A 25988-nucleotide genomic window follows, 5' to 3' on the forward strand; every position below is an offset into this window, starting at 1 on the left:
GAGGCGAGACCAGATGGCTGAGACCGTGCTGACAAATCCGGGCCAATCGCCTGCGCGGCTTGAAGGCTGGCGCGGCATCGCCGCCGACTGGGCGTCCGATCAGCGCGCCTTCAAGAACGTGTCCTGGGGCAAGGCCATGATGTGGATCTTCCTCCTCAGCGACACCTTCATCTTCAGTTGCTTCCTGCTCTCCTACATGACGGCGCGCATGTCGACGACCGTGCCGTGGCCCAATCCCAGCGAAGTCTTCGCCCTCGATATCGGGGGCAACCACATGCCCCTGATCCTGATCGCCATCATGACCTTCGTGCTGATCAGCAGCAGCGGTACGATGGCGATGGCCGTCAATTTCGGCTACCGCCGCGATCGGGTGAGAACCGCAATCCTGATGCTGGTCACTGCAGCCTTCGGCGCGACCTTCGTCGGAATGCAGGCCTTCGAATGGACCAAGCTGATCATGGAGGGCGTCCGGCCCTGGGGCAATCCATGGGGCGCCCCGCAGTTTGGTGCGAGCTTCTTCATGATCACCGGCTTCCACGGCACCCATGTAACGTTCGGTGTGATCTTCCTGATCGCCATCGCGCGAAAGGTCTTTCGTGGCGACTTCGACGTCGAGAGGCGCGGCTTCTTCACGAGCCGAAGGGGGAATTACGAGATCGTCGAGATCACGGGCCTATACTGGCACTTCGTCGATCTCGTGTGGGTGTTCATCTTTGCATTCTTCTATCTTTGGTGAGGTCGGCGCATGACAAACGCGGCGGTACACATGGAAGAGCGGCTCCACGCTCCGGCGCACGGCGCAGTCGGAACGGAAGCCGTTCACGCTGAGGGGCAACAGCACCCGATCAAGCTCTACCTCGTGGTCTGGGGCTGGTTGTTCGTCCTCAGCACGTTCTCCTACCTCGTCGACTACTTTGGCCTGCATGGCTATCTGAGGTGGTCGCTGATCCTGCTGTTCATGATGTTGAAGGCCGGCCTGATCGTCGCCGTCTTCATGCACATGGCCTGGGAGCGGCTGGCCTTGACCTATGCCATCCTGCTGCCGCCGGTCGTGGTATTCGTATTTGTGGCGATCATGGCGCTCGAATCCGAATACACGCGCTTCCTGAGGGTGCTGTTTTTCGCAACCCCGTCATAGCCCCTGCCGTCGCTCAGGCTAGGCTTCACCCCTCGAATGCGTCGATTGACGCCGTGCTTCCACGTGACACCAGCGCCTCATCCGTCGCCGGCAACGGCTGGCCCTTGTCGCGAAAACGGTTGGTGATGGGATAACGGCGGTCGCGGCCGAAATTCCTCGGTGTCACCTTCACCCCAGGCGCGGCCTGGCGGCGCTTGTATTCGGCGACGTTGAGCAGATGATCGATCCGGATCACCGTCTCGCGGTCGAAGCCGGCGGCGATGATCTGGTCGAGCGGCTCCTCGCGCTCGACCAGGCGCTCCAGGATGGCATCGAGCACGTCGTAAGGCGGCAACGAGTCCTGATCGGTCTGGTTCTCGCGCAGCTCCGCGGTCGGCGGGCGCGTGATGATGTCGGGCGGGATCACCTCGCCGGCAGGGCCGAGCGCGCCCTCCGGCTTCCAGGAATTGCGCAGGCTTGCCAGGCGGAACACCTGCGTCTTGTAGATGTCCTTGATCGGGTTGAAGCCGCCGTTCATGTCGCCATAAAGCGTGGCGTAGCCGACCGACATCTCCGACTTGTTGCCGGTCGTCACCACCATCAGCCCGGTCTTGTTGGAGATCGCCATCAGCAGCGTGCCGCGGGTGCGGGCCTGGAGGTTCTCCTCGGTGATATCGGGCGGCAGGTTCTTGAAGATGCCGGACAGGATCGTCTCGAACCCGGTCACGGCTTCGGCGATCGGCAGCACCTCGTAGCGGATGCCGAGATGGCCGGCGAGCTCGCCGGCATCCGCGATCGAATGCGGCGCGGTGTAGCGGTAAGGCAGCATCACGCCATGCACCTGGTCGACGCCGAGCGCGTCGACAGCGATCGCCGCGCAGAGCGCCGAATCGATGCCGCCGGAGATGCCGAGCAGCACGCCTGGAAAGCCGTTCTTGGTGACGTAATCGCGTAAGCCCAGCACGCAGGCGGCGTAGTCGGCCTTGTCGCCCTCGGGCAGCTCGGCGATCGGCCCGCTGCAGCGCCAGTCGTCGCCGTTTCTGCTGAAGCGCAGCGTGACGATGCCCTCTTCGAAGGCCGGCAGCTGCGCCGCGAGCGAGAGATCGCCATTGAGCGCGAAGGATGCGCCGTCGAACACGAGCTCGTCCTGGCCGCCGACCTGGTTGAGATAGACCAGCGGCAGCCCGCTCTCCGTGACGCGCGCCACCGCGACCGACAGGCGCACGTCGTTCTTGTCGCGGGCGTAAGGCGAGCCGTTCGGCACCAGGATGATCTCGGCGCCGGTCTCGGCCAGCGTCTCGACCACGTTCTCGTAATCCTCGGACTCTTCCAGCCAGATGTCCTCGCAGATCGGCACACCGATGCGCACGCCGCGCACAGTCACGGGACCGGCGGCAGGGCCGCGCGAAAACAGCCGCTTCTCGTCGAACACGCCGTAATTCGGCAGGTTGCACTTGAAACGCAGGCTCGCGATGCGCCCGCCGTCGAGCAGCGCACAGGCATTGTAGAGCATGCCCTCCTCGACCCAGGGCGTGCCGACCAGCATCGCAGGCCCGCCATCGGCGGTCTCGCGCGCGAGGCTTTCGATCGCGGCGCGGCAGGCGGCCTGGAAGGCGGGCTTCTGCACCAGGTCTTCCGGCGGATAGCCGGCGATGAACAGTTCTGGAAACAACACGAGATCGGCGCCGCCGGACTTGGCCTGCGCCCGCGCCGCGCGCGCCTTGGCCGCATTGCCCTCCACGTCGCCCATGGTCGGATTGAGCTGGGCGAGCGTGACCGCGAATGTGTCGAGACGTTCGGTCATGGCCGCTTTATCCGATCCCGAGTTACAGGAATCCCAATCGCTCGATGATGGCAATGATCCAGAACGCGCCGGTCATCAAAAGCGCAACGCCAACCGCGGCCGAGCCCATGTCCTTGACGCGGCCGATCTGCTTGTCGTGATCCAAGGTCAGCCGGTCGGCGAGCTTCTCGATCGCGGTATTGAGCAGCTCGACCGTCAGCACGAAAGCGACAGAGCACACCAATTCGACCGCGCGCATCGCCGTGGCGCCGATGAACCAGGCGAGCGGCACCGACAGCAGCAGCGCGAAGATCTCCTCGCGGACGGCCTGCTCCGACCGGAACGCAAAGGCAAGCCCGTTGCGGGAATTGATCGTGGCCTTCCAGATCCGCAGCAAGGTCTTACAGCCCCGCTGCGGCCGGAATCGGCTGAGCCTTGCCGGCGCGCTCCTGCTTGAGCAGCTCCGCGACCAGGAACGCCATATCGATGGATTGCTCGGCGTTGAGGCGGGGATCGCAGACCGTGTGGTAGCGATCGTTGAGATCCTCATCCGTGATCGCGCGGGCGCCGCCGAGACATTCGGTGACGTCCTGGCCGGTCATCTCCAGATGCACGCCGCCGGCATGGGTGCCCTCGGCGGCGTGGACCGCGAAGAACGACTTGACCTCGGACAGGATGCGGTCGAACGGGCGAGTCTTGTAGCCGGACGTCGAGGTGATGGTGTTGCCGTGCATGGGATCGCAGGACCAGACCACCACCCGGCCCTCGCGCTTCACGGCGCGGACCATGTTCGGCAGATGCTCGCCGATCTTGTCGGAGCCGAAGCGGCCGATCAGCGTCAGCCGGCCCGGCTCGTTGTCGGGATTGAGCACGTCGATCAGCTTCAACAGCTCGTCCACCTTGAGCGAGGGGCCGCACTTCAGCCCGATCGGATTCTTGATGCCGCGGAAATATTCGACATGGCCGTGATCGAGCTGGCGGGTGCGATCGCCGATCCAGATCATGTGGCCCGAGGTCGCGTACCAGTCGCCGGTGGTGGAATCGACGCGGGTCATCGCCTGCTCGTAGCCGAGCAGCAGCGCCTCATGGCTGGTGTAGAAATCGGTGGCACGCAGCTCCGGATGGCTCTCGAGGTCGAGGCCGCAGGCGCGCATGAAGTTGAGCGCGTCCGAGATGCGGTCGGCCAGCTCCTTGTAGCGGCGTGACTGCGGGCTATCCTTGAGGAAACCCAGCATCCATTGATGCACGCTGCCGAGATTGGCGAAGCCGCCGGTGGCGAACGCGCGGAGCAGGTTCAGCGTCGCGGCGGACTGGCGATAGGCCATCAGCTGGCGCTGCGGATCGGGAATGCGCGCTTCGCTGGTGAAGGCGATGTCGTTGACGATGTCGCCGCGATAGCTCGGCAGCTCGACGCCATTCACCTTCTCGGTCGCCGACGAGCGCGGTTTGGCGAATTGGCCGGCGATGCGGCCGACCTTCACTACCGGCACCGCGCCGGCATAGGTCAGCACCACCGCCATCTGCAGCAGCACGCGGAAGAAGTCGCGGATGTTGTTGGCGCCGTGCTCGGCGAAGCTCTCGGCGCAGTCGCCGCCCTGCAGCAGGAAGGCCTCGCCGGCTGCAACGCGGCCCAAGGCCTTCTTCAGATTGCGCGCCTCGCCTGCGAACACCAGCGGCGGAAAGGTCGCAAGCTGCGCCTCGACGTCGGCCAGAGCCTTGGCGTCGGGATATTCGGGCACCTGTAGCACCGGCTTGCTGCGCCAGGACTCGGGCGTCCACCGCTCGGACATCGCAATCTCTCCGTGAAGCAAAAACCACAACCTGATCTAGGGGTTGCGAGGGCCGCCTTATACACAGGCCGGCCACGCCCCGCCAGTTGTAAATCCATTTCGCAGCGCAAACCCTTGCGGCCAAAGCCGAATTCGCATTTGCTTGGCAGGCTTGAGGAATCCGACAGGACACCGACCGCCATGGGCGCGGCACTGGATGACGTTTTCATCGACGAGATCAGCTTCCCGGCAGCCGACGGCTATGCCCTGACCGGCACCCTGTTCCTGCCGCGCGGTGCCAAGCGCCATGCCGTCCTGATCAATTCGGCGACCGCCGTGCCGCGAAAGATCTATCGGGGCTTTGCCTCCTACCTCGCCCATCGCGGCTGCGCGGTGCTGACCTACGATTATCGCGGCATCGGCGATTCCCGCCTGCCGGCGATGGTCGGCTACAACCAGCCGAAATCGCTGGTCGGCTTCAAGGCCTCGATGTCGGACTGGGCGGCGCTCGACGTCACCGCCGCGGTCAGCTGGATGCGCGAGCGCTATCATGCCCTGCCGCTCGCCTATATCGGCCATTCCTTCGGCGGCCAGGCGCTCGGGCTGATCGCGAATAACAGCGATATCTCGCGCGCGGCCTTGGTGGCCTCGCAGGCCGCGACATGGCGGTTGATGACCTCGCCGGAAAAATACCGGGTCTACGCCTTCATGAATTTTGTCGGTGTGCCGCTGGTCAAAGCACTCGGTTACGCACCGGGCTGGGCCGGTATCGGCGAGGATTTGCCCAAGGGCGTCTTCCTGCAATGGACCGAATGGGTCTCGAGCCCGCGCTATCTGTTCGATTCAAAGCTGCCGGCACTCGAGAACTTCGCCAGGTTCAAGGGCGAGCTGCGCTCGCTATGTTTCTCCGACGATCCCTGGGCGACGCGGCCCGCGGTCGAGCTGCTCGCGAGCGGATTCACTGCGATCAAGCCGGAGGTGCTGATGGTCAAACCGTCCGACGTCGGCGCCAAGGGAATAGGCCATTTCGGCTTCTTCCGCCCCGAGCACCGCGACACGCTGTGGCGCGGCGTCGCGGAATGGATTCAGGGGGAATGAGGCTGCGTCAGCGGATGATCGTCGTCAGCGACGAGTAGCGCCGGTTCGGCTTGGCGTCGCTAGGTGCGAACTGCGCGAAGGCGTCGCTGACGCGCACCGCCGGCGGCGTGTCGCTCGCGAACCGAAACTCCTTCGGCCGCGGTGCGTAGAAGCTTGCGCGGTAATAAGCGTCGTCGAAGCGCGCCTCGCCGACGCCGAACAATGCGTCACAGACCAGCAGGAGCGCGTAGACTCCCGCGACCGCTGCGACGATCTCCCTGAGAATTGTCATGCCCGATGCCCTGCCCTTTGCGGGCAGGATGCAGATCGGTTCCAAAGGCCTGGTTTAAGGCGCCCGGCTTCTTGTCGGCAGCGTTTGCCGGCACTGAACCGATTGCAGACAATTTTATCGATCTCGAAAGAGAGCCCGCCCAACCGGACGATCAGGCGGGCTCCAGGATTGGCCGCTCGGGAGGTATTGGGCGGCCAGCTTATCAGCCGTGCTCGGCCGCCTTGCGATGGCCGCTCTCGCTGAGGCGGTCGACCCAGGCGATGCCGACCGCCGAGACGATGAAGGTCATATGAATCAGCACCTGCCACATTACCCCGCTCTCGGTGAAATTGCTGCGGGTCGTGCCGAGATTGCCGGCCTCGATGAAGGTCCTGAGCAGCGAGATCGAGGAGATGCCGATGATCGCCATTGCGAGCTTGATCTTGAGCACGCTGGCATTGACGTGACCGAGCCATTCCGGCTCGTCCGGATGGCCGCTGAGGTTCAGCCGGGAAACGAAGGTCTCGTATCCACCCACGATTACCATGATCAGAAGGTTCGAGATCATGACGACGTCGATCAGCCCGAGCACGACCAGCATGATCTGCTGCTCGCTGGCGTCGAACGAATGCAAGACGAGGTGCCAGAGCTCCTTCAGGAACAACAGCACATAGACGGACTGGGCGACAATGAGGCCAACATAGAGCGGCAGCTGCAGCCAGCGCGAGCCGAAGATCAGCTTCGGAAGCAGGCCGACCGGCGGCAACGGCGCGGCCCGCGCCGAAGGTGCTTTGGGTTCAGACGTCATTGATCACTCCGGACTGCGGTAGATTGTCGCCTCAGAGACTCGCAATCACCGGTGCAAGTTCCAGCGTGCCGCGATAGATCATCTCAAACGAGACGTAAAGGATGATGGCGAGGCCGACATAGGCCACCCAGCGCTGCTTCTGGAGCAAACGGCCAAGCAGATCCGCGGCAACGCCCATCATCCCAACCGACAAGAGCAGGCCGAAGGCCAGGATGTAGGGATGCTCCCGCGCGGCGCCCGCGACCGCGAGCACGTTGTCGAGCGACATCGACACGTCGGCGGCGACGATCTGCACCGCCGCTTGGCCGAAAGTCTTCTGCGTTACCGGCTGCTGTACCGGCGCAGCACCTGCGCCGTTACTATCGAATGCGAGTTCTTTCGAATGCGCGGCCTGCTCGCGCAGCTCGCGCCACATCTTCCAGCAGACCCAGAGCAGCAACACGCCGCCGGCGAGCAGAAGGCCGATCACTTGCAGAAGCTGGGTCGCAACGCCGGCGAAGGCGATACGCAGTGCGGTGGCAGCGGCGATACCGACGATGATGGCGCGGCGGCGCTGCTCGGCCGGCAGGCCGGCAGCCGCAAGGCCGATGACGACGGCATTGTCGCCGGCGAGCACGAGATCGATCAGGATGACTTGAAACAGCGCGGACAGCGCTTCGGCGGTGATGAGTTCAGTCATGATTGATCATTCCTAGAGGCAGACGGATCGAGCCAATGCGGCTTGCGCCGCTCGATCCAGTCGAAGACTTTTGAACGGGAGGAGCGCAGCGCAGGCACGTCCTCGGCGAGCAGAGCAAGGCCGAGCGGCAGCATCCAGACGCCGAGCACCGGGAGGATGGAGAGCACACCGCCGACGACCAGCAGCGTGCCCGAGGGGATCCTGACCCAGCGGCTGGACGGCTTGAGCAGATAGGTCAGGGTGTCGCTCATGCGCGGCGGCAGGCGGTCGACGAGCTTGGCCAGGCGCGGGTCTCCACCAGCGATCTGCTCGGTGTTCCCCTCGGTTTGCCTGGCGCGCTCGTTCGAAATCGTGCTCATGCTTACCCCTTCGAGGCGGCCTGCAGCTTGGGGCCCGGCGCACTCGCCCCGACAGGCTTCGCGCGCGGCAGCACCAGCGTCAGCAAGCGCAACAATTTAATCGCCTGGACTTCGTGGGGATGTACGTCCTCGTCTGCGGCAGCAACGCGCTCCGACAGCTCCACCAGATGCGACGACAGCGGCAGGTTCGAAACCGGTCGCAGCGTATCGATCACGACGTTGGCAAAATCCGGCTCTTCGAGCCGTTCGGCGAGTTCGTCGAACATCGCACGGAGCCGTTCGTCGCCGATGTGCGGCGCCAGCTTGCGGTCTCTGATGAAACGGATCACCTCGTCGCGTTCGACGGGTGAGACGCGCCGGTCAGCAACCGCTACCAGGGCGCCCACGATCACCACGGCCGCCGCGGCCTGCTCATTCAGGCTGGACGGTTCCGTGATCTCGATCGAATTTGAGGACTTGGTTCCGGACATCGTAGCTCCCTTAACTTGCGAAATAGCCGCACGGAGCTGCGATGGGGACGAATGGTCGGAGAAAACGAAACAGGGGGCCCGACAATCGGCCGATCCATCGCATTCGCGCGGGACTGGTCATCCGACATCGCGAGGTTTGCCGACGAACGTCGACGTCCTCGCCAGAGGGGCCCGGATTCTTGTTCGCTTCAGAATTATAGGTACGCCTGTCGGAATCAAGGCGGACCGGCTGCGACCAGCCGCCGCATCCGTTCGGCGTTGCGGGATCGGTCATGCAACCCTTTCGCAGCTGGAACCATGCGTCCGTGACAGGTGTTGATGCACCTCGCGACGCATCAAACCGCCTGGCAGGAACCCGCATGTGCCGCTGGATCGCATACCGGGGCGAAACCACCTCGTTCGAGCCTTATGTCACCGAACCCGAGCATTCGCTGATTGCGCAGAGCATCCGCTCGCTTCAGTCCACGGCGGGCTCGAACGGAGACGGCTTTGGTCTCGGCTGGTATGGCGAGCACCCCGAGCCGGGCCTTTATCGCGAGACGCGCCCGGCGTGGTCGGACGAAAACCTGCGCTACCTCTGCCGGCATCTGCACTCGCATCTGTTCTTCGCTCATGTGCGTGCCGCAACCGGCACGGCCGTGACGCGGCAGAATTGTCACCCCTTTGCCTGCGGGCACTGGATGTTCATGCACAACGGGTTCGTCGGGAGCTGGAATCGGCTGCGGCGCAAAGTCGAGGCGCTGATTCCCGATGCCTACTATCCGTCGCGGCTGGGCACGACGGATTCGGAAGCCGTGTTCCTGGCCATGATGGGGGCCGGTCTCGAGCACGATCCGCTCGGCGCGACACAGTCCGTGCTGCAATCCCTCCTCGGATTCGTCAATGAAGGCGGGCTTCGCGAACGGCTGCGCTTTACCAGCGCGATTGCCAACGGCCGCGACCTCTACGCATTTCGGGTCTCGGTGAACGATGCCGCGAACACGCTCTACTTCCGCGAGGACGGCGGGCAAGTCATCGTCGTCTCCGAGCCGTTCGATAAGGAATCGGACTGGGCGGAAGTCCCGCCGAACCACGCCCTGATCGCGCGAGCGTCCGAAGCCGTCAAAATTGTTCCGTTCGACCCTGCAATTTCCAGTACATTGGGTGCGGAACCGGCCACAATCAGACGGATTATCGCCCGCAGGTACTGACCGCGCCGGTGGCCAATGACATTTGCTTCAGACGTTTCAAAGCTGCTGCGTCTTGCCCCCTCCGAGGACAAGCAGCATGTCGTCATCCGTTCTGCCGGTGGCGGCGGCAATCCGGCGGAATATTCCTTCGGCATCGAGGAGGAATACTTCCTCGCTGACCGCCGCAGCTTCGAGGTCGCGATCCGCACGCCCAACGAGCTGTTCGAATCGGCAAACTGGTCGACCGGCGGCCAGGCCATGCGCGAGATGCTGCAATCGCAGCTCGAGGTCGCAACCAACGTTCATGTCGACGTGAACGACGCGCGCGAGGAGCTGCGCTTCCTGCGACGCGAGGTCGCGAACGTCGCTGCGCAATACGGCTTCGTGATCATGGCCTGCGGCACGCACCCGAGCGCAGTCTGGCGCATGTCGCAGCCCAGCCCGAAACCGCGCTACGAGGAGATGATCGAGGATCTGCGCAGCATCGGCCACCGCAACATGATGTGCGGCATGCATGTGCACGTGCAGCTGCCGGATCCCGAGAAGCGCATGGCGGTGATGCGGGCCATGCTGCCGCATCTGCCGCTGTTCATCGCGCTGTCGACGTCCTCGCCGTTCTGGAATTCGCACAAGACCGGATTGAAGGGCTACCGCCTCGCGGCTTATTCCGAGCTGCCGCGCAGCGGCCTGCCCGAATTGTTCGAAGGCAAGCAGGATTTCGACGCTTATGTCGGCGCGTTGCAGCGCTCCGGCGTGATCCCGGACGAAAGCCACATCTGGTGGGCAATGCGCCCCTCCATGAAGCATCCGACGCTGGAGCTTCGCGCGCCCGACACCTGCACCTTCGTCGACGACGCGGTTGCCATCGCCTCGCTCTACCGCTGCCTGACGCGGCATCTCTATCTGCGCCCTCAGCTGTCCCGGGAGGTCACTGCGGTCGAGCGCGCGATCGCGGTCGAGAACAAATGGCGCGCCCAGCGCTACGGCACCGACTGCATCTTCGCCTCCACGGACGGGCCGGTGACGATCTCGGAGGTGCTCACCGGGGTGATCGACGACATTGCGGAGGACGCAGCCGCACTGAACTGCTCCGCCGAGATCGAACACTGCCGCACCATCGTCGCGCGCGGCAGCTCGGCGGAATTCCAGCTTCGCGCCTATCGCGAAAGCGGCGACGACATCGCAGCCGTGTCACAATGGATCGCTACCTCTACGCTGTCAGGAACGAGCGCGCCTGTGCATCGCAGCGCTCCTGCGCCGTCATAGCGCCCGCGCAAGCTTGCGCGACGAAAATGCCATTCCTGAGTTACGGAGATCGTTGGAGAAGCGCATGAACCGCACCACACCCTGCCCCGGCTGCGGCCATGCGCTTGTGCCGATGCTGACGGCCCACGGCCACACGGAGCCGAGCTGCCTCTGGTGCGAAGGCTTCGACGCGCGCGCCATGGACATGGCGAAATGGGCAGGCAGCCCGTCCGGCAAGCCCGAGCCGGCGCTCCCGCGATCATTCGACTGAACCGTGCCGGGCGCCCGTCGCGGGCCGGCTGCATCCGCTTTTGCAGGGCATGCCGACAAATTAGACAAGACAAGCCGCTGCGCCCACTGACGGCTTGCCAGGACAGGTCGGGCGAGTTCGGCGCCACCTATTGTCTAACCTCAGGTGCAATCTCGATTATTTGCGCGTCGCGTGCAGCCGGCGGACCAGCGCGCCGCATTGCGCTCCGGCTGGCCTGAAATTCGCAAGACAGCATCAGGCCAAGTCCCTGCCCGGCCACGGGAGCGGCCAGTCACGCGCGCTCGGCTTCCGGGATGAATGGCCTCAGATCGGAGAATGCCATGAACGTGCATGCTGCCGGAGACATCAAATTCACCGGTCTCACCCATCCGAACGGCGCCCGGCTGCGCCTCAACGATCAGGACTTCGTGGCGATCGATCGCGACAAGAATGCGAATTTCGAGGCGACCTACCGGCCGCAGGCGCTCTACAACCGCGCCAACGAAGGCTTCCACGCCAACAACGAAACCTTCCTGCTGCACGAGGTGGCCACCAATCTGCCGATCTATCGGCCCGACACCGGCCCCACCGACTTCCATCTGCATCTGCCGCCGGGCGGCTTTCAGCTCGTGCTGGTCACCTCGGGCGCGTTCACCTTCGATTATGACGGCCGCTGGTACAATGTCGGCCCGGGCGCGGTGATGCTGCAAAGCGCGATCGTGCATCGCCAGCTGTTCTACACCTGGTCCGGCCTGTCGACCGAAGAGAATTTGAAGACGCCGCAGACGGTGGTGCCCGATCCGATCTCGATGGGCTATTCCGGCAAGTTTCTCGAAGCCTTCATCACCGATCCCACCACCTTTCCGAATCCGACCATTGTCGGTCCGGATCAGATCAATGAGGACGAAACGCCGCGCGTGGCCTGGAGCCATCCGCTGCATGACCGCCCGGCCGATGCCGGCTTCTGGCTTCAGGATCCCCTCGCGCTCGACGCACTGTTCAAGCCGCTCACCGATGGTTCTGTCAGATCGGCGATGCCGGTTTACGTACGCGACATCGGCATCGAGATTCCGAGCGGGCATCTCGTCACCGGCCACATCATCGCGACCGACCCGCGTGGCCACGCACTCTTGCCAAAGAGCACGTCTGCCGCGGCGGACGCGACCCGCTTTGCCAAGGGCGAGGTCGTGATCTATCGCGTCATTCGCGGCACGGCCGAGTTCAAGAAGAAGTCCGGCGAGAGCTTTGAACTCTCTGCCGGCGACGTGGTGACGGCGGGCAAGGATTCCATCAGCCTGATCGGCGTCGGCGAAAACACGCAGGTCCTCCGCCTCGGCCTGCTCAAGGGCATGAACGAGCTGCGCAGCTGGACGGCGACACAGCGCGACGAGATCGACGGCCTCGCCAGTCAGATCATCACGCAAAAGGACGTGCGTCCCCTGCGCACCGAAGGCAAGCCGGTCGGATATCTGTACGGCTGAGGCTACTCCGCCGCCTGCCGCACGTGCCGTGCGGTCGGGGTGCGCATGGTGACGAGCTCTTCGGCCGCGGTCGGATGCAGTGCGATGGTCGCGTCGAAATCGGCCTTGGTCGCCTTCATCTTCACCGCGATCGCGACGGCTTGCGTGATCTCGGCGGCGGCATCGCCGACAATGTGACAGCCGAGCACGCGGTCGGTCGCGCCGTCGACCACGAGCTTCATCAGCACGCGGGTGTCGCGGCCGGACATCGTCGCCTTGATGGGCCGGAACGTCGTCTTGTAGATGTCGACGTGGCTGAATTGCGCGCGCGCCTCGGTTTCCGTCAGGCCGACAGTGCCGACCTCCGGCTGCGAGAACACGGCCGTCGGGATATTGGCGTGGTCGACCTGCACCTCGCGCTTGCCGAACACCGTGTCGGCGAAGGCATGGCCCTCGCGGATCGCGACCGGCGTCAGGTTGAAGCGGTGGGTAACGTCGCCGATGGCATAGATGCTGTCGACCGAGCTCTTGGAGAAATGGTCGACCGCGATGCCGCCGTTGGCGGGATTGATGGCGACGCCGGCATTCTCCAGGCCGAGATTGGCGACGTTCGGATGGCGGCCGATCGCGAACATCACCTGGTCGGAGGCGAGGCTCGAGCCGTTCGACAGATGCGTGGTGAAGTCCTCGCCGTGGCGGTCGACCTTGGTCACGGTGCAGCCGGTGAGGATGGTGATGCCATGCTTCTCCATCTCGGCGCGAACATGGGTCCGGACATCCTCGTCGAAGCCGCGAAGAATGTTTTCGCCGCGATAGATTACCGTCACATCGGAGCCGAAGCCGGCGAAGATGCCGGCGAATTCCAGCGCGATATAGCCGCCGCCCTGGATCACGATCCGCTTCGGCAGCCTCGCAAGATGAAACGCCTCGTTGGAGGAGATCACGTGCTCGATGCCGGGGATCGCCGCGCCATGGTTGGGCGCGCCGCCGGTGGCGATCAGGATGTACTTCGCCGTGACCTTCCTGTCGTTCTCGAGCAGGCGGACGGTGTGCTTGTCCTCGATCACCGCGCGGCTCTTGACGATCTGCGCGCCTGATTTCTCGACGTTGGCAGTGTAGGCCGCCTCCAGCCGCGCGATCTCCTTGTCCTTGTTGGCGATCAGCGTCGGCCAGTCGAAGCTGGCGGGCGGCACGGTCCAGCCGAAGCCGGCGGCGTCCTCGAGCTCGTGACGGACGTGCGAGCCGATCACGAACAGCTTCTTCGGCACACAGCCGCGGATCACGCAGGTGCCGCCCATGCGGTACTCTTCCGCGATCATGACGCGGGCGCCGTAGCCGGCCGCGATGCGGGCGGCACGGACGCCGCCCGAGCCGCCACCAATGACGAAGAGGTCGACGTCGAAATCAGCCATTATCCACTCCGACCCCTTATCAGGAACGACCTTTCAGATAGGTGCGCTCAGATCTCCTTGCCACGCTTGCGCATCTCGGCACGGAAGGCGCCCATCACGGTTTCCGAGAAGTTCTGGGCCCAGCTGTTCATGAACGCCATGCTCTGCCCGATCGCGCGCGGCTCGGCATCGATCAGCTTCTTGCCCAGCGGCGACTTGTAGAAGGTGACGAGGTCCTTCAGCTCCTGCTCGGTGAACTCGCTGGCATAAATCTGCGCCATGCCTTCGCCGATCTCGCTCTGGCGGCCGTTGAGCTGCTGGGCCACGATCGGGGCGACCTCGTTGAGGTCCTTCTGGTAATTCAGGTTCTGCTGGATCAGCGCGCCCTTGGTCTTCTCGACCATGCCCGGCACGGCGCCCGCATACATCCCGGCGGCGTTCTTGATCTGCAGAATTTCCTTCGCTGCCGCAATCGCCGCGGGCGACGCCTTCGGCAGGGCCGGCGCCGCGGGAGCCTTCTGGCCCGCCTGCTGCGCGGCGACCGGGGCGGCCGAAAGGGCCAATCCCGCAGCGAGAGCCGCAGCCGGCAAGATTTTCAACACGTTCTTCATTCCTGGTCTCCTTTCGGCTTGCGCCGTTCAATCACGCGGATTCCGCCGCCGCCCGCCAGAACGGCCGAGCTGGCCAAGCCGATGAACAGCCCGTGCTCGACCACACCGGGAATGGCGCTCAACGCCTTGGCGAGACCGGGGGGATCCGTAATACGTCCGAGCTGGGCATCGACGATCCAGTGGCCGCCATCGGTGACGAAAACGTGGCCGTCCTTGTCCCCGCCTTTGGCCTTGCGGACCGCCATTTGCCCGGAAACGCCGCATTCGGCAAATGCCTTTTCGATCGCGCGGCGCGTCGCACCGAGCCCGAACGGGATGACCTCGATCGGCAGCGGAAACTTGCCGAGCGTCGGCACCCATTTGCTGTCGTCGGCAATCACGATCATGCGGTCCGAGGCGGCCGCCACGATCTTCTCGCGCAACAGCGCGCCGCCGCCGCCCTTGATCAGATTGAGCTCGGGATCGATCTCGTCGGCGCCGTCGATCGTGAGGTCGAGATGGTCGATCTCGTCCAGCGTCGTCAGCTTGACGCCGCAGCGTTCCGCATCGGCCCGCGTCGCCTCGGAGGTCGGCACGCCGATCACCTTGAGCCCGGCGGCAACGCGTTCGCCGAGCAGCTCGACGAAGTGCTTGGCGGTCGAGCCGGTGCCGAGCCCGAGCTGCATGCCGTCGCGCACCTCCTCCAGCGCACGCGCCGCAGCCTGCCGCTTCAACTGGTCCATGGTCACGTGTGCGCCTGCCTTGTGAAGTCTCGAACATGCGGCCGATTCCGGCCGGTTTCGGGCGCCTATGTAGCCTCGTTTTTCCCAGGAGAACAGGGCCTGGAACAGGGTCTGGGAACAGGCCTATAAGGTGATCTTATGGGCCCGCCCCTTGCGCGGCTAGGACCGGGCCGGTAGCGCTTGGGAATCATGACCTCCTTCAAGACGACTTTCCCTCACACCATCGTCTTCGATCTCGACGGCACGCTGGTGGATACGGCACCCGACCTGATCACGGCCCTCAATTACGTGCTCGACCGCGAAGGCCTGCCGCCGGTGCCGATGGCCTCGGCCCGCAACATGATCGGCGCCGGTGCCCGCAAGCTGATCGAGCGGGGCCTCGAAGCGGAAGGCCGCACCGTCACCCCCGCCGACATGGACCGGATGACGGCGGATTTCATCGCCTATTACGCCGACCATATCGCTGTGGAATCCCGCCCTTTCGAGGGACTCGAGGCCGCGCTGGACCACTTTGCCGCCCAGGGCCATCGCCTCGCGGTCTGCACCAACAAGCTGGAATGGCTGTCGAAGCGCCTGCTGGACCAGCTCGACCTCAGCCGCCGCTTCGCGGCGATCTGCGGCGCGGACACTTTTGGCGTCCAGAAGCCCGATCCGACTATTTTTCGGGAGACGGTGGCCCGGGCCGGCGGCGACGTGAAGGCCAGCATCATGGTCGGCGATGCCGGAACCGATGTCGGTGTCGCCCGGCGGGCCGGCGTGCCCGTGATCGGGGTCAGCTTCGGCTACACCGACGTGCCGATCGCCGAGCTGAAGCCGGACCGCCTGATCCACCACATGCGCGACCTGCCGGCGGCCGCGATCAGCCTGATGACGGCAAGCAAAACAGCAACGCTTTGATAGGATTGCCATTTTCGCCGCCTCACATCCCGAATGGATGCATAGAGGGCTGACTTCACCGGCGCCGCGGGCGTTGCCGGCCGTACGCGGAACCCAGCTGCGAACCGCACCGAACGAGCCGAAATCCCGCGCCGAGGGGGTCACATGCGTCAGTGCTGCACTCACGTATACCACCCGATTGTCCTTGCCGCGTCCGATGCTTAGATTGCGTCGACCGCACCGCTGCAGCAAAGGTGCGCCCGTCGCCATAAGTGAAGGCCTCTCGCATGACCGGATCCGCCGCATTGTCGACCCCGATGACCGATCCGTTCGGGCGGACCATCACCTACTTGCGCGTCTCCGTCACCGACCGCTGCGACCTGCGCTGCTTCTACTGTATGTCCGAAGACATGACGTTCCTGCCCAAGGCGGACCTGCTGACGCTGGAGGAGCTCGATCGGCTCTGTACGGCCTTCATCGCCAAGGGCGTGAAGAAGCTGCGCCTCACCGGCGGCGAGCCCTTGGTCCGCCGCAATGTGATGTCGCTGGTGCGCTCGTTGTCGCGGCATCTGTCGAGCGGCGCGTTGAGCGAGCTGACGCTGACCACCAACGGCACCCAGCTTGCGAAGCACGCGCGGGAGCTCGCCGATTGCGGCGTCCGCCGCATCAACGTCTCGCTCGACACCCTCGATCCCAAGAAGTTTCGCGAGATCACCCGCTGGGGCGAGATCGACAAGGTGCTGGAGGGCATCGAGGCCGCGCGCGCCGCAGGGCTCGCCGTGAAGATCAACGCCGTGGCGCTGAAGAACCTCAACGAGGACGAGCTGCCTTCGCTGATGCGCTGGGCCCACGGCAAGGGCATGGGCCTGACGCTGATCGAGGTGATGCCGATGGGCGAGATCGGATCGGGCCGCATTGACCAATATCTGCCGCTGTCGCTGGTGCGCGCCCGCCTCGCCCAGCAGTTCACGCTGACGGATCTGGCCGAGAGCACCGGCGGTCCGGCCCGCTATGTCGGCGTCGCCGAGACCGGCGGCAAGCTCGGCTTCATCACGCCGATGACCCATAATTTCTGCGAATCCTGTAATCGGGTACGCATCACCTGCACCGGAACGCTGCACACCTGCCTCGGCCATGAGGATGCCTCCGATTTGCGCAAACCTCTGCGTGCATCGAGCGACGATCTATTGCTTGCGGATGCGATCGACCGCGCCATCGGGCTGAAGCCCAAGGGCCACGATTTCATCATCGACCGCCGCCACGACCGGCCCAGCGTCTCCAGGCACATGAGCGTCACCGGCGGCTAACTCCGTATAGTTGCGGCCCTATTCCCCTTAACTATCAACAAACTTCCGATTGACTGGCGGCACGCCCGCTGGTTTGGTGCGGCGGCCTCATGCCTGCGCGGCGAGATAAGCCACGCGCCATCTCGGCGCAGTCAAGACGGCCGGGGCACAATCGGGGGAGGACCTATCGTTGCAAGCGCTCCTTAAGCTGAGCAGCAGGATCGACGCGTTCACGCGCTGGACCGGCAAACGTATTGCGTGGCTGATCGTGCTCGCCGTTGTCATTTCGGCGGTCAACGCGATCATCCGCAAGACGTTCGACACCTCGTCCAATTCGTGGCTCGAGCTGCAATGGGTGCTGTTCAGCATCGTCTTCCTGCTCTGTTCGCCGTGGACGCTGCTCGACAATGAGCACATCCGCATCGACATCGTAAGCAACACGATGCCCAAGAAGGCGCGCAACGTCATCGACATCGTCGGTCACGTGTTCTTCCTCATTCCGATCTGCATCGTCATGATCGTCACGGGCGTGCCGTTCTTCCTGCGCTCCTTCCAGATCAACGAGCAATCCGGCAATGCCGGCGGCCTGCCGCAATGGCCCGCCAAAGCCCTGATCATGGTGGGGTTCGCCTTCCTTCTGGTCCAAGGCATTTCCGAGCTGATCAAGCGGATCGCGGTGATGCGCGGCTTGATACCGGACCCGCACGAATCGCAGGTGTCGGCGCTCGAAGCGGAAGTCGAGCATCTCGTTGAAGCGATCGAGAAGAAGTAGCCGTTGGCGACGGTGTAGGGGGAATCCATGACCGCATTCATCATCGCCAATATGGCGCCCATCATGTTCGTATCGCTGGTCGTCATGCTGCTGCTCGGCTATCCGGCGGCATTCTCGCTCGGCGCCGTCGGCCTGTTCTTCGCCATCATCGGCGTCGAGCTCGGCCAGTTTCACCCCGACTTCCTCCAGGCCTTGCCGGAGCGCGTCTATGGCGTGATGAACAACGACACGCTGCTCGCGATCCCCTTCTTCACCTTCATGGGATTGGTGCTGGAGCGGTCGGGCATGGCCGAGGACCTGCTCGACACGATCGGCCAGCTGTTCGGCACGATCCGCGGCGGCCTCGCCTATGCCGTGATCTTCGTCGGCGCGCTGCTCGCTGCGACCACCGGCGTGGTCGCGGCGTCCGTGATCTCGATGGGCCTGATCTCGCTGCCGATCATGCTGCGCTATGGCTATGATCGCCGCGTGGCCGCCGGTGTCATCGCCGCCTCCGGCACGCTCGCGCAAATCATTCCGCCCTCCCTCGTCCTGATCGTGATGGCCGACCAGCTCGGCAAGTCCGTCGGCGACATGTACGAAGGCGCCTTCATCCCGGGCCTCGTGCTTGCCGCCCTCTACGCCGGATACGCTTTCCTCGTCAGCATGATCTGGCCGAAGGCGGCGCCCGGCCTGCCGAAGGACGCCATCGGCTTCCGCGAAGAGAACGGCGATCGCGGCCTTGTATCGCTCGGTGTGCTGTTCCTCGCGAGCTGCGCATTCGGATGGCTCATGATGCGCAATTCCAGCACTCGTGGCGCCGATTACGTGGTGCTCAGCATGTTCTACGGCATCATCTTCGCATTCGCCGTCGCCGTGCTGAACTGGGTGGTGGATAAGCTGACCGGATTCCGTTTCCTCTCGAAGATGGCGCAGCAGACCACCTTCGTGATGGTGCCGCCGCTGTTCCTGATCTTCCTGGTGCTGGGCACGATCTTCATCGGCATCGCCACGCCGACCGAAGGCGGTGCGATGGGTGCCGCCGGCGCCCTCATTCTCGGTGCCGTGAAGCGGCGGCTGAGCTGGGACCTGATCCGGCAGGCCACGGAATCGACCGCCAAGCTGTCGGCCTTCGTCGTGTTCATCCTGGTCGGCGCCCGCATCTTTTCGCTCACCTTTTACGGGGTCAACGGTCACGTCTGGGTCGAGCACCTGCTCACATCGCTGCCGGGCGGCCAGATCGGCTTCCTGATCTTCGTCAACGCGCTCGTATTCGTACTGGCCTTCTTCCTCGACTTCTTCGAGCTGGCCTTCATCGTGATCCCGCTACTGGGACCGGCCGCCGAGAAGCTCGGCATCGACCTGATCTGGTTCGGCGTCATTCTCGGCGTCAATATGCAGACCTCGTTCATGCACCCGCCGTTCGGATTCGCGCTGTTCTATCTCCGGTCCGTCGCGCCGAAGGAGCGATACACCGATCGGGTCACTGGCAAGCGGATGGACCCCGTCACCACCGGCCAGATCTATTGGGGTGCGGTGCCCTTCGTCGTCATCCAGATCATCATGGTCGGCCTCGTGATCGCGTTCCCGTCGATGGTGATGCACTACAAGGGCGTGCAGACGAACATCGATCCCAGCACGATCAAGATCGAGGTGCCGCAGATCGAGCTGCCTCCGCTGGATCTCGGCCCTCCGCAGAAGTAGTGCGACAACTGGTTCTAGGCGCGAGCGCCCACACCCTCTTCCCTTCTCCCCTTGTGGGAGAAGGTGGCGCGAACGCAGTTCGCGCCGGATGAGGGGTTTCTCTCCGCGCATTTTACTCGCCGTCGGACTCGCGGAGACAACCCCTCACCCGGCTTCGCTATCGCGAAGCCGCCCTCTCCCACCAGGGGAGAGGGTGCAGCACGGCCGCGTGACAAGCGCCGCGAACACAGGCATATCGGCTCCTTCTTCAACCGAAGGACTGTCCGCTCATGCCCCGATCGCACCCCGCTTCCACGTTCTTTGGAACGTTGATCGCCTCACTCTGGCTGGCATCTGCCGCAACGCTGGTGCACGCCGAGCCAGTCGCCAACGTCCATGCGCTGGCGCAGAAGGAACAGCAGCCGCTGCTCGACACGCTGCGCGATCTCGTCAACATCGAATCCGGCAGCAAGGACATCGAAGGCCTGAACCAGATCGCCGAGCGCATTGCCGGTCAGCTCAAGCAACTCGGCGGCACGGTGGAGATCCTGCAGCCGACTGACATCTATCGCCTCGACGACACCCCCGAAAAGATCGGGCCGGCCGTGCACGCCGTGTTCAAGGGCACGGGGTCCAAGAAGATCATGCTCATTGCCCACATGGACACGGTGTACCTGAAGGGCATGCTGAAGGACCAGCCGTTCCGCATCGACGGCGACAAGGCCTACGGGCTCGGCATTGCCGACGACAAGCAGGGCATCGCGCTCATTCTCCATACCGTGGCATTGCTGCAGAAGCTGAACTTCAGGGATTACGGCACGCTCACAGTGCTCACGAACGGCGACGAGGAGATCTCCTCGCCCGGCTGGCGCAGCACCATCACCAAGCTCGCATCGGATCAGGACGTGGTGTTCTCGTTCGAAGGCGGCGGCACCGACGGCACGCTGCGCCTCGCCACCAGCGGCATCGGCTCGGCCTATCTTACCGTGCATGGCAAGTCGTCACATGCCGGCGCACGGCCCGAAGGCGGCGTGAATGCGCTGTACGAGCTCTCGCACCAGGTGCTGCAGATGAAGGACTTGTCCAAGCCCGAGCAGGGCCTGAAGCTGAATTGGACGGTGTCCAAGTCCGGAACCAACCGCAATGTGATCCCTGCCGAGGCGACGGCCCAGGCCGACGCGCGCGCCCTCAAGGTGTCCGACTTCGACGAGTTGCAGAAGGCGCTGCAGGACAAGATCAAGAATCGCCTGCTGCCCGATTCCAGAGTCGAGCTGAAGTTCGAGGTGCGGCGCCCGCCGCTCGAACCCAGTGACGCCTCGCGCCGGGTGGCGGCCTATGGCAAGACGATCTATGGGGAGATCGGACTATCCCTCAAGGTCGACGAGAAGGCCATCGGCGGCGGCACCGATGCGGCTTTTGCCGCGCTGCAATCCAAAGGAGCCGTGGTGGAAGGCATGGGCCTGTCGGCCTTCGGCGCGCACTCCAACGATGCCGAATATGTGCAGGTGGGCAGCATCGTGCCGCGGCTCTATCTGACGACACGCATGATCATGGACCTGTCCACCGGCAAGCTTAAATAGCGGCTGCGGTCGCCGTCACTCTCCGGCTCGCGGCCTTCCGTTGCGACGAGACAGAGCGAAGCTCTTTCGTCCGAACAGGAGTGTTCAGACATCGCCTTCGAAATGACGTCCGGCATATGCGATTGTGACGATCTCGACCTCTGTCTTCAGGACACGGAACGCGATCGTCACGCGCCGCTTGAATCCGACGGTACGCAGACCGGAAGAAGATCGTCGCGACTGGTCCCACGTTTGGGAAAGGTGGCGAGAGCCTTGCATGCCTTCTCGATACGGTCGATATAGCCGCCTGCAATTCGGTAGCCGGCACGTTCTGCGATGTACTCGTAAGGGCCAACCAGATCGGCCTCCGCCTTCGGTCGGAATACGACCTTAAGCGCCACGCTTGGCTGCCTTCACGTTTCTGGCGTGACGAGTCCGCAGGCGCTTGAAAACGTCGCTCGCAGCAACGCTGGGGCGGGGATCCTGGACCGAAGCTCGGACCTTGGCGGCCAGATATTCGTCAAGCGCGGCATCCTGACGATCGAGGGCGCGGAGGGCCGAGCGCATGACTTCGCTGGCGGAGGCATATTCGCCTGACTTCAGGCGGGCTTCCAGGCTCGCGCGCTGCGGGCCAAGAGTGACGGGGATCGGCTTGCTGGTCCGCATGTGGTCCCCCTTCAGTGCTCTACAACGCAAGATATGACAATGTCATACATGCCTCAAGCGCCATCCGGGCTCCCTGCTCCGCGCACGGGAAAAGGTGCACTGTCATTGCCGGGCCAGTTCCTCCCCCATCGTGACCTTGTCCGCCAGCCGAAACCGCAGCGTGAACTCCGCACCGCCGCCGGGGAGGTTCTGCACCGCGACCGTGGCGGCGTGATCGTCCGCCACGGCGCGCACGATCGAGAGTCCCAGCCCCGCACCGTCGCTGCGCCGGCGGTCGGCGCGCCAGAAGCGCTGGAAGATCAGCTCGCGCTCGGCCTCCGCGATCCCCGGGCCGGAATCGCGCACCCGCACCGAACCGTCCTCCCCCACCTCGACCTCGACGGTGGTGCCCTCCGCCGTGAACTTGATGGCGTTTTCGGCAAGATTGAACACCGCGCGCTGCAGCATCTCCGAATTGCCGTGGATCAGGACCGGTGCGTCGGTGCCCTTCAGCGCGATGTCCTTGCGTTGCGCGATCGCGAACGGGGCGATCGAGCCGACCACCTCGGCACAGACGGCGCGCAAATCCGCGGCCTCGCGGGGATCGAGCACCAGGGTGTCGAGCTCGGCGATCTCAAGCAGCTGGGCGACGATCCGGCTCATGGCCTCGATGTCGGCATGCAGCGCCTGCCGTTCGGCGCCGTCGCCGAGCGTCTCGATCCGCGTGCGCAGGATTGCCAGCGGCGTGCGCAATTGATGCGCGGCATCCGCCGTGAACTGCCGCTGCACGCGAAAGCCGGCCTCGAGGCGGTCGAGCGCCTGGTTCACGGCGGTGACCAGCGGCACGATCTCGCGCGGAATCTGCTCGGTCGGCAGGCGAATGTCGGTGCGTGCAGGGCCGATGTTGCTGGCCTCCTGGGAGGCCTTCCACAACGGCGCGATCGCGCGGCGGAAGATGATGATGTCGATGGCAAGCAGGACCAGGAGGATCGGGACGGTGATCCACCCGACCCGCCGAAAAAAGTTCGAGACGATATCGTCGATGATGACGTCCCGGTGGGCCAGATCCTCGGCAACCTGGATGCGCACCGTCTTGCCGGCAACGTCTCGCGTGACGCTGGCGCCGGAGACGGTGTCGGAGAAACGGGAGGGCGCCGACGCGGCGGAACGCCGGTGGGAGGAGAACAGCAACCTTCCGTCGGCATCGCGAATGTCGAACTGGTAGCGGCCGTAGGCGTCCGAATAAAGCCCCTTGAGGCTGTCGGGCAGGTTGAAGGTCAACGTGCCGTCCGGCTGCGCGACGATGCGCTCCGCCAGCACCTCGGCCTGCGCGCGCATGGCATCGCGATGCAGCTGGTCGATCTCGGAGTTGAGCAGCCAGAACAACACCAGCGGCAGGAAGATCGCGACCATCGCGACCGCGACGATGTGCAGAAACACGATGCGCGAGATCAGCGATTTGAAGGTCAGCGATCCGGCACGGCCCGCGGCGGGCACGCTATTTCTCCTCGGTCATGAGATAGCCGACGCCACGGATCGTATGGATCACGACCTTGGCGCCGTGTTCAGTCAGCTGCTTGCGCAGCCGCGACACGTAGACCTCGACCGCGTTGGAGGCGACCTCGCCGTCGAGGCCGAAGATGTGGTCCTCGACGTTCTTCTTCGGTACCACCCGCCCCTGCCGGCGCAGCAGGATCTCGAGCACCGAGGTCTCGCGCGCGGAGATGATCCGCGGCTGGTCGTCGACGAAGATCTGCCGGCTCTCGGTGTCATAGACGAGGTTGGCGAGAGTGAGCGAGCGGCCGAGCAACTGGCCGGGGCGGCGCAGGATGGCCTCCAGCCGCGCCACCAGCTCCTCCATCGCAAACGGTTTTGCCAGATAATCATCGGCGCCGCTGCGCAGGCCCGTGACACGGTCCTGCAAGCCGCCGCGCGCAGTCAGCACCAAGACCGGCAGCGGCTCCATCTGGTGACGCAACTCGCGCAGCACCGACAGGCCGTCGGCATCAGGCAGACCGAGGTCGAGGATCATCGCAGCATAGCTGACGCTGTTCACCGCCTCGCGCGCCTCGGCCGCGCTGCCCACGATGTCGCTCTCATAGCCGGCTGCGGCCAGCCCACCGGCCACGAGCCGCGACAGCTCGGCATTGTCCTCGACGATCAGAAGCCGCATCGCATATCCGCTGATAGCCCGGTGTCATCGTACGGCTCGCGCCGCATCGATGCTCTCTTCCACCATTCCGATCGCCTCGGCCAGCGAAAAAGCGTACGGCTGACCAGTCAAGGGGTACGCTGCCCCTCGAAGGCCGCTCTGAGCGCAGCCAGCTGGTCGTCTGTTGCACCCAGCTCTGCCTCGGCCCGACTGACCGTCAAATCCACATAGGCGATTGGCTGATCAAACTGGCACGCCGTGAAGTCGTACCGCTCGCCTCCGATCCGGTTGTAGAAATGATCGCCGGCGGGAATAGGCGTCTTCAGCAAGTCGCCGCCGAAGAGCTCGTGAACGAGCAGCGAGGTGACGTTGCATTGTCCTGCCGCCGGATTGCTCGCCGTCCATTGGCTGGCCGTCGACAGCGACCACGCCCGGCGCAATGCGCTTTGAACTTGATCGGGATCGAAGCTCATCGGATCCCCTGGGCCTGGCAGCCGAGCCGCAATGCGGATTCTGCGATCATCGGCTTCTACCCCTGTTTTGCCCGACGCATCAAGCGGAAATTCGGTAATTCAGCAGAACGCTTGCGCTGCGCCGCCAAGTCATTGATAAACCTGTCCCCGTCTACTGTGCATGGGGTTGTTTTGCGGGTTTTGTTTGGACGTCCTTCGAACGCCGAAACGACAGCGTCCCGCAGCCATGGCTCCGGGACGCTGCATGCGAAGGGCGATCAGCCTTGCGAGCGCCGCGCCATGAAGATGTCGTAGCCGACCTCGGCCACCTGGAACCAGGAGTAGCCGTCGCTCGTGAACTTGGCGAGCGAGTCGTGCACCTTCTTGAAGTTCGGATTGGTCGCAGCGACTTCGGCGTGCAGCTCCTTGGCCGCCTTGTAGCAGGCATCCATGATCGCGGGCGAGAAGGCGTGCAGCTTGGTGCCGCCGGCGAGCAGCTTCCTCAGCGCCAGCGGATTGGCGTTGTCGTAGCGCGCCATCATGTAATTGTTGGCGTAGTGGCCGGCCTGCTCCAGCACGCTCTGGTAATATTTCGGCAGCGCGTTCCACTTGTCGAGGTTGACGAAAGCCATCAGCATCGGACCGCCTTCCCACCAGCCGGGATAGTAGTAGTGCGGCGCGATCTTGTAGAAGCCGAGCTTCTCGTCGTCATAAGGCCCGACCCATTCGGCGGCGTCGATCGTGCCCTTCTCCAGCGCCGGATAGATGTCACCGCCGGCGAGCTGCTGCGGCACCACGCCGAGCTTCTGGAGCACGCGGCCGGTGAAGCCGCCGATGCGGAACTTCATGCCCTTGAGATCGTCGGGCGTGTTGACCTCTTTCCTGAACCAGCCGCCCATCTGGCAACCGGTATTGCCCGCGAGCAGCGAGATGACGTTGTAGCCCTTGTAGAACTCGTTGAGCACATCGCGGCCGCCGCCGAGCATGTACCAGGCCTGATTGATGCGCATGTTGGGACCGAACGGCACGGCCGATCCGAAGGTGAAGGTCGGGTCCTTGCCGAAATAATAATAGGACGCGGTGTGGCCGATCTCGCAGGTGCCGTTCTGCACGGCGTCGAGCACCTGCAGGCCCGGCACGATTTCGCCGGCCGCGAAGATCTGGATCTGGAATTTGTTGTCGGTCGCCTCGGCAACCATCTTGCACATCATCTCGGCGCCGCCAAACAGCGTGTCGAGCGATTTCGGCCAGCTCGTCGGCATGCGCCATTTGATTTCCGGCATCGACTGCGCGATCGCGGGAGCCGCGAGCGTGGCGGCGCCAGCCGCACCAAGTCCTGTGACCTTGATGAAGTCTCTTCTCTTCATGATTTCCTACCCTGATGGATCTAATTGTGGAGCCTT

At 64.2% G+C, this 25988-nt stretch carries 29 protein-coding genes; 12 read left to right on the forward strand and 17 right to left on the reverse strand.

The window, feature by feature from the left end; all coding sequences use genetic code 11:
- The first annotated feature begins 13 nt into the window (after positions 1 to 13).
- Positions 14 to 736 carry a heme-copper oxidase subunit III family protein gene (locus tag I6F20_RS09315; protein ID WP_036001504.1) on the forward strand — a complete coding sequence of 241 codons (723 nt, stop codon included), beginning with the start codon at positions 14 to 16 and terminating at the stop codon, positions 734 to 736.
- A 9-nt stretch (positions 737 to 745) separates the two neighbouring features.
- On the forward strand, positions 746 to 1138 hold the full coding sequence (locus I6F20_RS09320) for a cytochrome C oxidase subunit IV family protein (protein ID WP_036022261.1): 393 nt from the start codon (positions 746 to 748) through the stop codon (positions 1136 to 1138).
- A 25-nt stretch (positions 1139 to 1163) separates the two neighbouring features.
- On the opposite strand, the gene I6F20_RS09325 is transcribed toward I6F20_RS09320, so the two are convergent.
- The 3 genes from I6F20_RS09325 to I6F20_RS09335 are packed head-to-tail and all read right to left on the reverse strand — an operon-like array spanning position 1164 to position 4690.
- Complete coding sequence (locus I6F20_RS09325) at positions 1164 to 2921, reverse strand: NAD+ synthase (RefSeq protein WP_225125861.1); 1758 nt, start codon at positions 2919 to 2921, stop codon at positions 1164 to 1166.
- A gap of 22 nt (positions 2922 to 2943) precedes the next feature.
- The gene (locus I6F20_RS09330) at positions 2944 to 3297 is read right to left on the reverse strand and encodes a diacylglycerol kinase (RefSeq protein ID WP_036001513.1); all 354 of its coding nucleotides are present in this window, start codon (positions 3295 to 3297) and stop codon (positions 2944 to 2946) included.
- Positions 3298 to 3301: 4 nt separating this feature from the next.
- Positions 3302 to 4690 carry a class II 3-deoxy-7-phosphoheptulonate synthase gene (locus I6F20_RS09335; protein WP_036001515.1) on the reverse strand — a complete coding sequence of 463 codons (1389 nt, stop codon included), beginning with the start codon at positions 4688 to 4690 and terminating at the stop codon, positions 3302 to 3304.
- A 180-nt stretch (positions 4691 to 4870) separates the two neighbouring features.
- Between I6F20_RS09335 and I6F20_RS09340 the strand changes: the two genes are divergently transcribed.
- The gene (locus I6F20_RS09340; protein ID WP_225125862.1) at positions 4871 to 5767 is read left to right on the forward strand and encodes an alpha/beta hydrolase family protein; all 897 of its coding nucleotides are present in this window, start codon (positions 4871 to 4873) and stop codon (positions 5765 to 5767) included.
- A 7-nt stretch (positions 5768 to 5774) separates the two neighbouring features.
- Here I6F20_RS09340 and I6F20_RS09345 read toward each other — a convergent pair whose 3' ends face one another.
- From I6F20_RS09345 to I6F20_RS09365, 5 genes are all read right to left on the reverse strand, one after another.
- On the reverse strand, positions 5775 to 6038 hold the full coding sequence (locus tag I6F20_RS09345; RefSeq protein WP_036001521.1) for a hypothetical protein: 264 nt from the start codon (positions 6036 to 6038) through the stop codon (positions 5775 to 5777).
- A 202-nt stretch (positions 6039 to 6240) separates the two neighbouring features.
- The gene (locus tag I6F20_RS09350; RefSeq protein ID WP_036022249.1) at positions 6241 to 6825 is read right to left on the reverse strand and encodes a TIGR00645 family protein; all 585 of its coding nucleotides are present in this window, start codon (positions 6823 to 6825) and stop codon (positions 6241 to 6243) included.
- Between the two features lie 31 nt (positions 6826 to 6856).
- Positions 6857 to 7504 carry a TerC family protein gene (locus I6F20_RS09355; RefSeq protein ID WP_036022248.1) on the reverse strand — a complete coding sequence of 216 codons (648 nt, stop codon included), beginning with the start codon at positions 7502 to 7504 and terminating at the stop codon, positions 6857 to 6859.
- On the reverse strand, positions 7501 to 7863 hold the full coding sequence (locus tag I6F20_RS09360) for a hypothetical protein (RefSeq protein ID WP_036022245.1): 363 nt from the start codon (positions 7861 to 7863) through the stop codon (positions 7501 to 7503). The genes I6F20_RS09355 and I6F20_RS09360 overlap by 4 nt, the downstream gene beginning before the upstream one ends.
- Before the next feature lie 2 nt (positions 7864 to 7865).
- Positions 7866 to 8333, reverse strand: coding sequence for a tellurite resistance TerB family protein (locus tag I6F20_RS09365; RefSeq protein ID WP_109144143.1), 468 nt, complete (start codon positions 8331 to 8333; stop codon positions 7866 to 7868).
- A 359-nt stretch (positions 8334 to 8692) separates the two neighbouring features.
- Here I6F20_RS09365 and I6F20_RS09370 point away from each other — a divergent pair, with 359 nt between their 5' ends.
- The 4 genes from I6F20_RS09370 to I6F20_RS09385 all read left to right on the forward strand — a co-directional run bounded on the left by I6F20_RS09370 (position 8693) and on the right by I6F20_RS09385 (position 12478).
- Positions 8693 to 9523 carry a class II glutamine amidotransferase gene (locus I6F20_RS09370; protein WP_225126020.1) on the forward strand — a complete coding sequence of 277 codons (831 nt, stop codon included), beginning with the start codon at positions 8693 to 8695 and terminating at the stop codon, positions 9521 to 9523.
- A gap of 15 nt (positions 9524 to 9538) precedes the next feature.
- The gene (locus I6F20_RS09375) at positions 9539 to 10768 is read left to right on the forward strand and encodes a carboxylate-amine ligase (RefSeq protein ID WP_225125863.1); all 1230 of its coding nucleotides are present in this window, start codon (positions 9539 to 9541) and stop codon (positions 10766 to 10768) included.
- A 64-nt stretch (positions 10769 to 10832) separates the two neighbouring features.
- Positions 10833 to 11018, forward strand: a complete 186-nt coding sequence (locus I6F20_RS09380) for a hypothetical protein (RefSeq protein ID WP_036022282.1) — start codon at positions 10833 to 10835, stop codon at positions 11016 to 11018.
- 320 nt (positions 11019 to 11338) lie between these two features.
- Positions 11339 to 12478: a glucuronate isomerase gene (locus I6F20_RS09385; protein ID WP_225125864.1), complete on the forward strand. Its 1140-nt coding sequence runs from the start codon at positions 11339 to 11341 to the stop codon at positions 12476 to 12478.
- 2 nt (positions 12479 to 12480) lie between these two features.
- Here the strand turns inward: I6F20_RS09385 and gor are convergent, their stop codons facing one another.
- The 3 genes from gor to rpiA are packed head-to-tail and all read right to left on the reverse strand — an operon-like array spanning position 12481 to position 15187.
- Positions 12481 to 13869, reverse strand: a complete 1389-nt coding sequence (gor, locus tag I6F20_RS09390) for a glutathione-disulfide reductase (protein ID WP_225125865.1) — start codon at positions 13867 to 13869, stop codon at positions 12481 to 12483.
- A gap of 47 nt (positions 13870 to 13916) precedes the next feature.
- Positions 13917 to 14459 (reverse strand): DUF2059 domain-containing protein, encoded by a 543-nt coding sequence (locus tag I6F20_RS09395; RefSeq protein ID WP_036022233.1) that lies wholly within the window; start codon positions 14457 to 14459, stop codon positions 13917 to 13919.
- Positions 14456 to 15187: a ribose-5-phosphate isomerase RpiA gene (rpiA, locus tag I6F20_RS09400; RefSeq protein WP_036001558.1), complete on the reverse strand. Its 732-nt coding sequence runs from the start codon at positions 15185 to 15187 to the stop codon at positions 14456 to 14458. The genes I6F20_RS09395 and rpiA overlap by 4 nt, the downstream gene beginning before the upstream one ends.
- A 183-nt stretch (positions 15188 to 15370) precedes the next feature.
- Between rpiA and I6F20_RS09405 the strand changes: the two genes are divergently transcribed.
- The 5 genes from I6F20_RS09405 to I6F20_RS09425 all read left to right on the forward strand — a co-directional run bounded on the left by I6F20_RS09405 (position 15371) and on the right by I6F20_RS09425 (position 21357).
- Complete coding sequence (locus I6F20_RS09405; RefSeq protein ID WP_225125866.1) at positions 15371 to 16078, forward strand: HAD family hydrolase; 708 nt, start codon at positions 15371 to 15373, stop codon at positions 16076 to 16078.
- 266 nt (positions 16079 to 16344) lie between these two features.
- Positions 16345 to 17364 (forward strand): GTP 3',8-cyclase MoaA, encoded by a 1020-nt coding sequence (moaA, locus tag I6F20_RS09410; protein ID WP_036001562.1) that lies wholly within the window; start codon positions 16345 to 16347, stop codon positions 17362 to 17364.
- 169 nt (positions 17365 to 17533) lie between these two features.
- Positions 17534 to 18115 carry a TRAP transporter small permease subunit gene (locus I6F20_RS09415; RefSeq protein WP_036001566.1) on the forward strand — a complete coding sequence of 194 codons (582 nt, stop codon included), beginning with the start codon at positions 17534 to 17536 and terminating at the stop codon, positions 18113 to 18115.
- 27 nt (positions 18116 to 18142) lie between these two features.
- Entirely contained in the window at positions 18143 to 19798 is a 1656-nt protein-coding gene (locus tag I6F20_RS09420; RefSeq protein WP_109144150.1) for a TRAP transporter large permease, read from the forward strand.
- 269 nt (positions 19799 to 20067) lie between these two features.
- On the forward strand, positions 20068 to 21357 hold the full coding sequence (locus tag I6F20_RS09425; protein ID WP_225125867.1) for a M20/M25/M40 family metallo-hydrolase: 1290 nt from the start codon (positions 20068 to 20070) through the stop codon (positions 21355 to 21357).
- Positions 21358 to 21524: 167 nt separating this feature from the next.
- Here the strand turns inward: I6F20_RS09425 and I6F20_RS09430 are convergent, their stop codons facing one another.
- From I6F20_RS09430 to I6F20_RS09455, 6 genes are all read right to left on the reverse strand, one after another.
- Positions 21525 to 21737: a type II toxin-antitoxin system RelE/ParE family toxin gene (locus I6F20_RS09430; RefSeq protein WP_225125868.1), complete on the reverse strand. Its 213-nt coding sequence runs from the start codon at positions 21735 to 21737 to the stop codon at positions 21525 to 21527.
- A complete protein-coding gene (locus tag I6F20_RS09435) occupies positions 21727 to 22002 on the reverse strand; it encodes a ribbon-helix-helix domain-containing protein (RefSeq protein ID WP_225112788.1) in 276 nt (91 codons plus the stop codon). Before I6F20_RS09435 ends, I6F20_RS09430 begins: the two co-directional genes overlap by 11 nt.
- A gap of 102 nt (positions 22003 to 22104) precedes the next feature.
- Positions 22105 to 23478, reverse strand: coding sequence for a sensor histidine kinase (locus I6F20_RS09440; RefSeq protein WP_518513050.1), 1374 nt, complete (start codon positions 23476 to 23478; stop codon positions 22105 to 22107).
- A gap of 1 nt (position 23479) precedes the next feature.
- On the reverse strand, positions 23480 to 24154 hold the full coding sequence (locus tag I6F20_RS09445; protein ID WP_036034504.1) for a response regulator: 675 nt from the start codon (positions 24152 to 24154) through the stop codon (positions 23480 to 23482).
- A gap of 107 nt (positions 24155 to 24261) precedes the next feature.
- Positions 24262 to 24606 (reverse strand): YunG family protein, encoded by a 345-nt coding sequence (locus I6F20_RS09450; RefSeq protein ID WP_225125870.1) that lies wholly within the window; start codon positions 24604 to 24606, stop codon positions 24262 to 24264.
- Between the two features lie 257 nt (positions 24607 to 24863).
- Complete coding sequence (locus I6F20_RS09455; RefSeq protein ID WP_225125871.1) at positions 24864 to 25952, reverse strand: TRAP transporter substrate-binding protein; 1089 nt, start codon at positions 25950 to 25952, stop codon at positions 24864 to 24866.
- Between the last annotated feature and the right edge of the window lie 36 nt (positions 25953 to 25988).

Source organism: Bradyrhizobium sp. IC3123 (assembly GCF_020193625.1).
GTDB lineage: Bacteria > Pseudomonadota > Alphaproteobacteria > Rhizobiales > Xanthobacteraceae > Bradyrhizobium > Bradyrhizobium yuanmingense.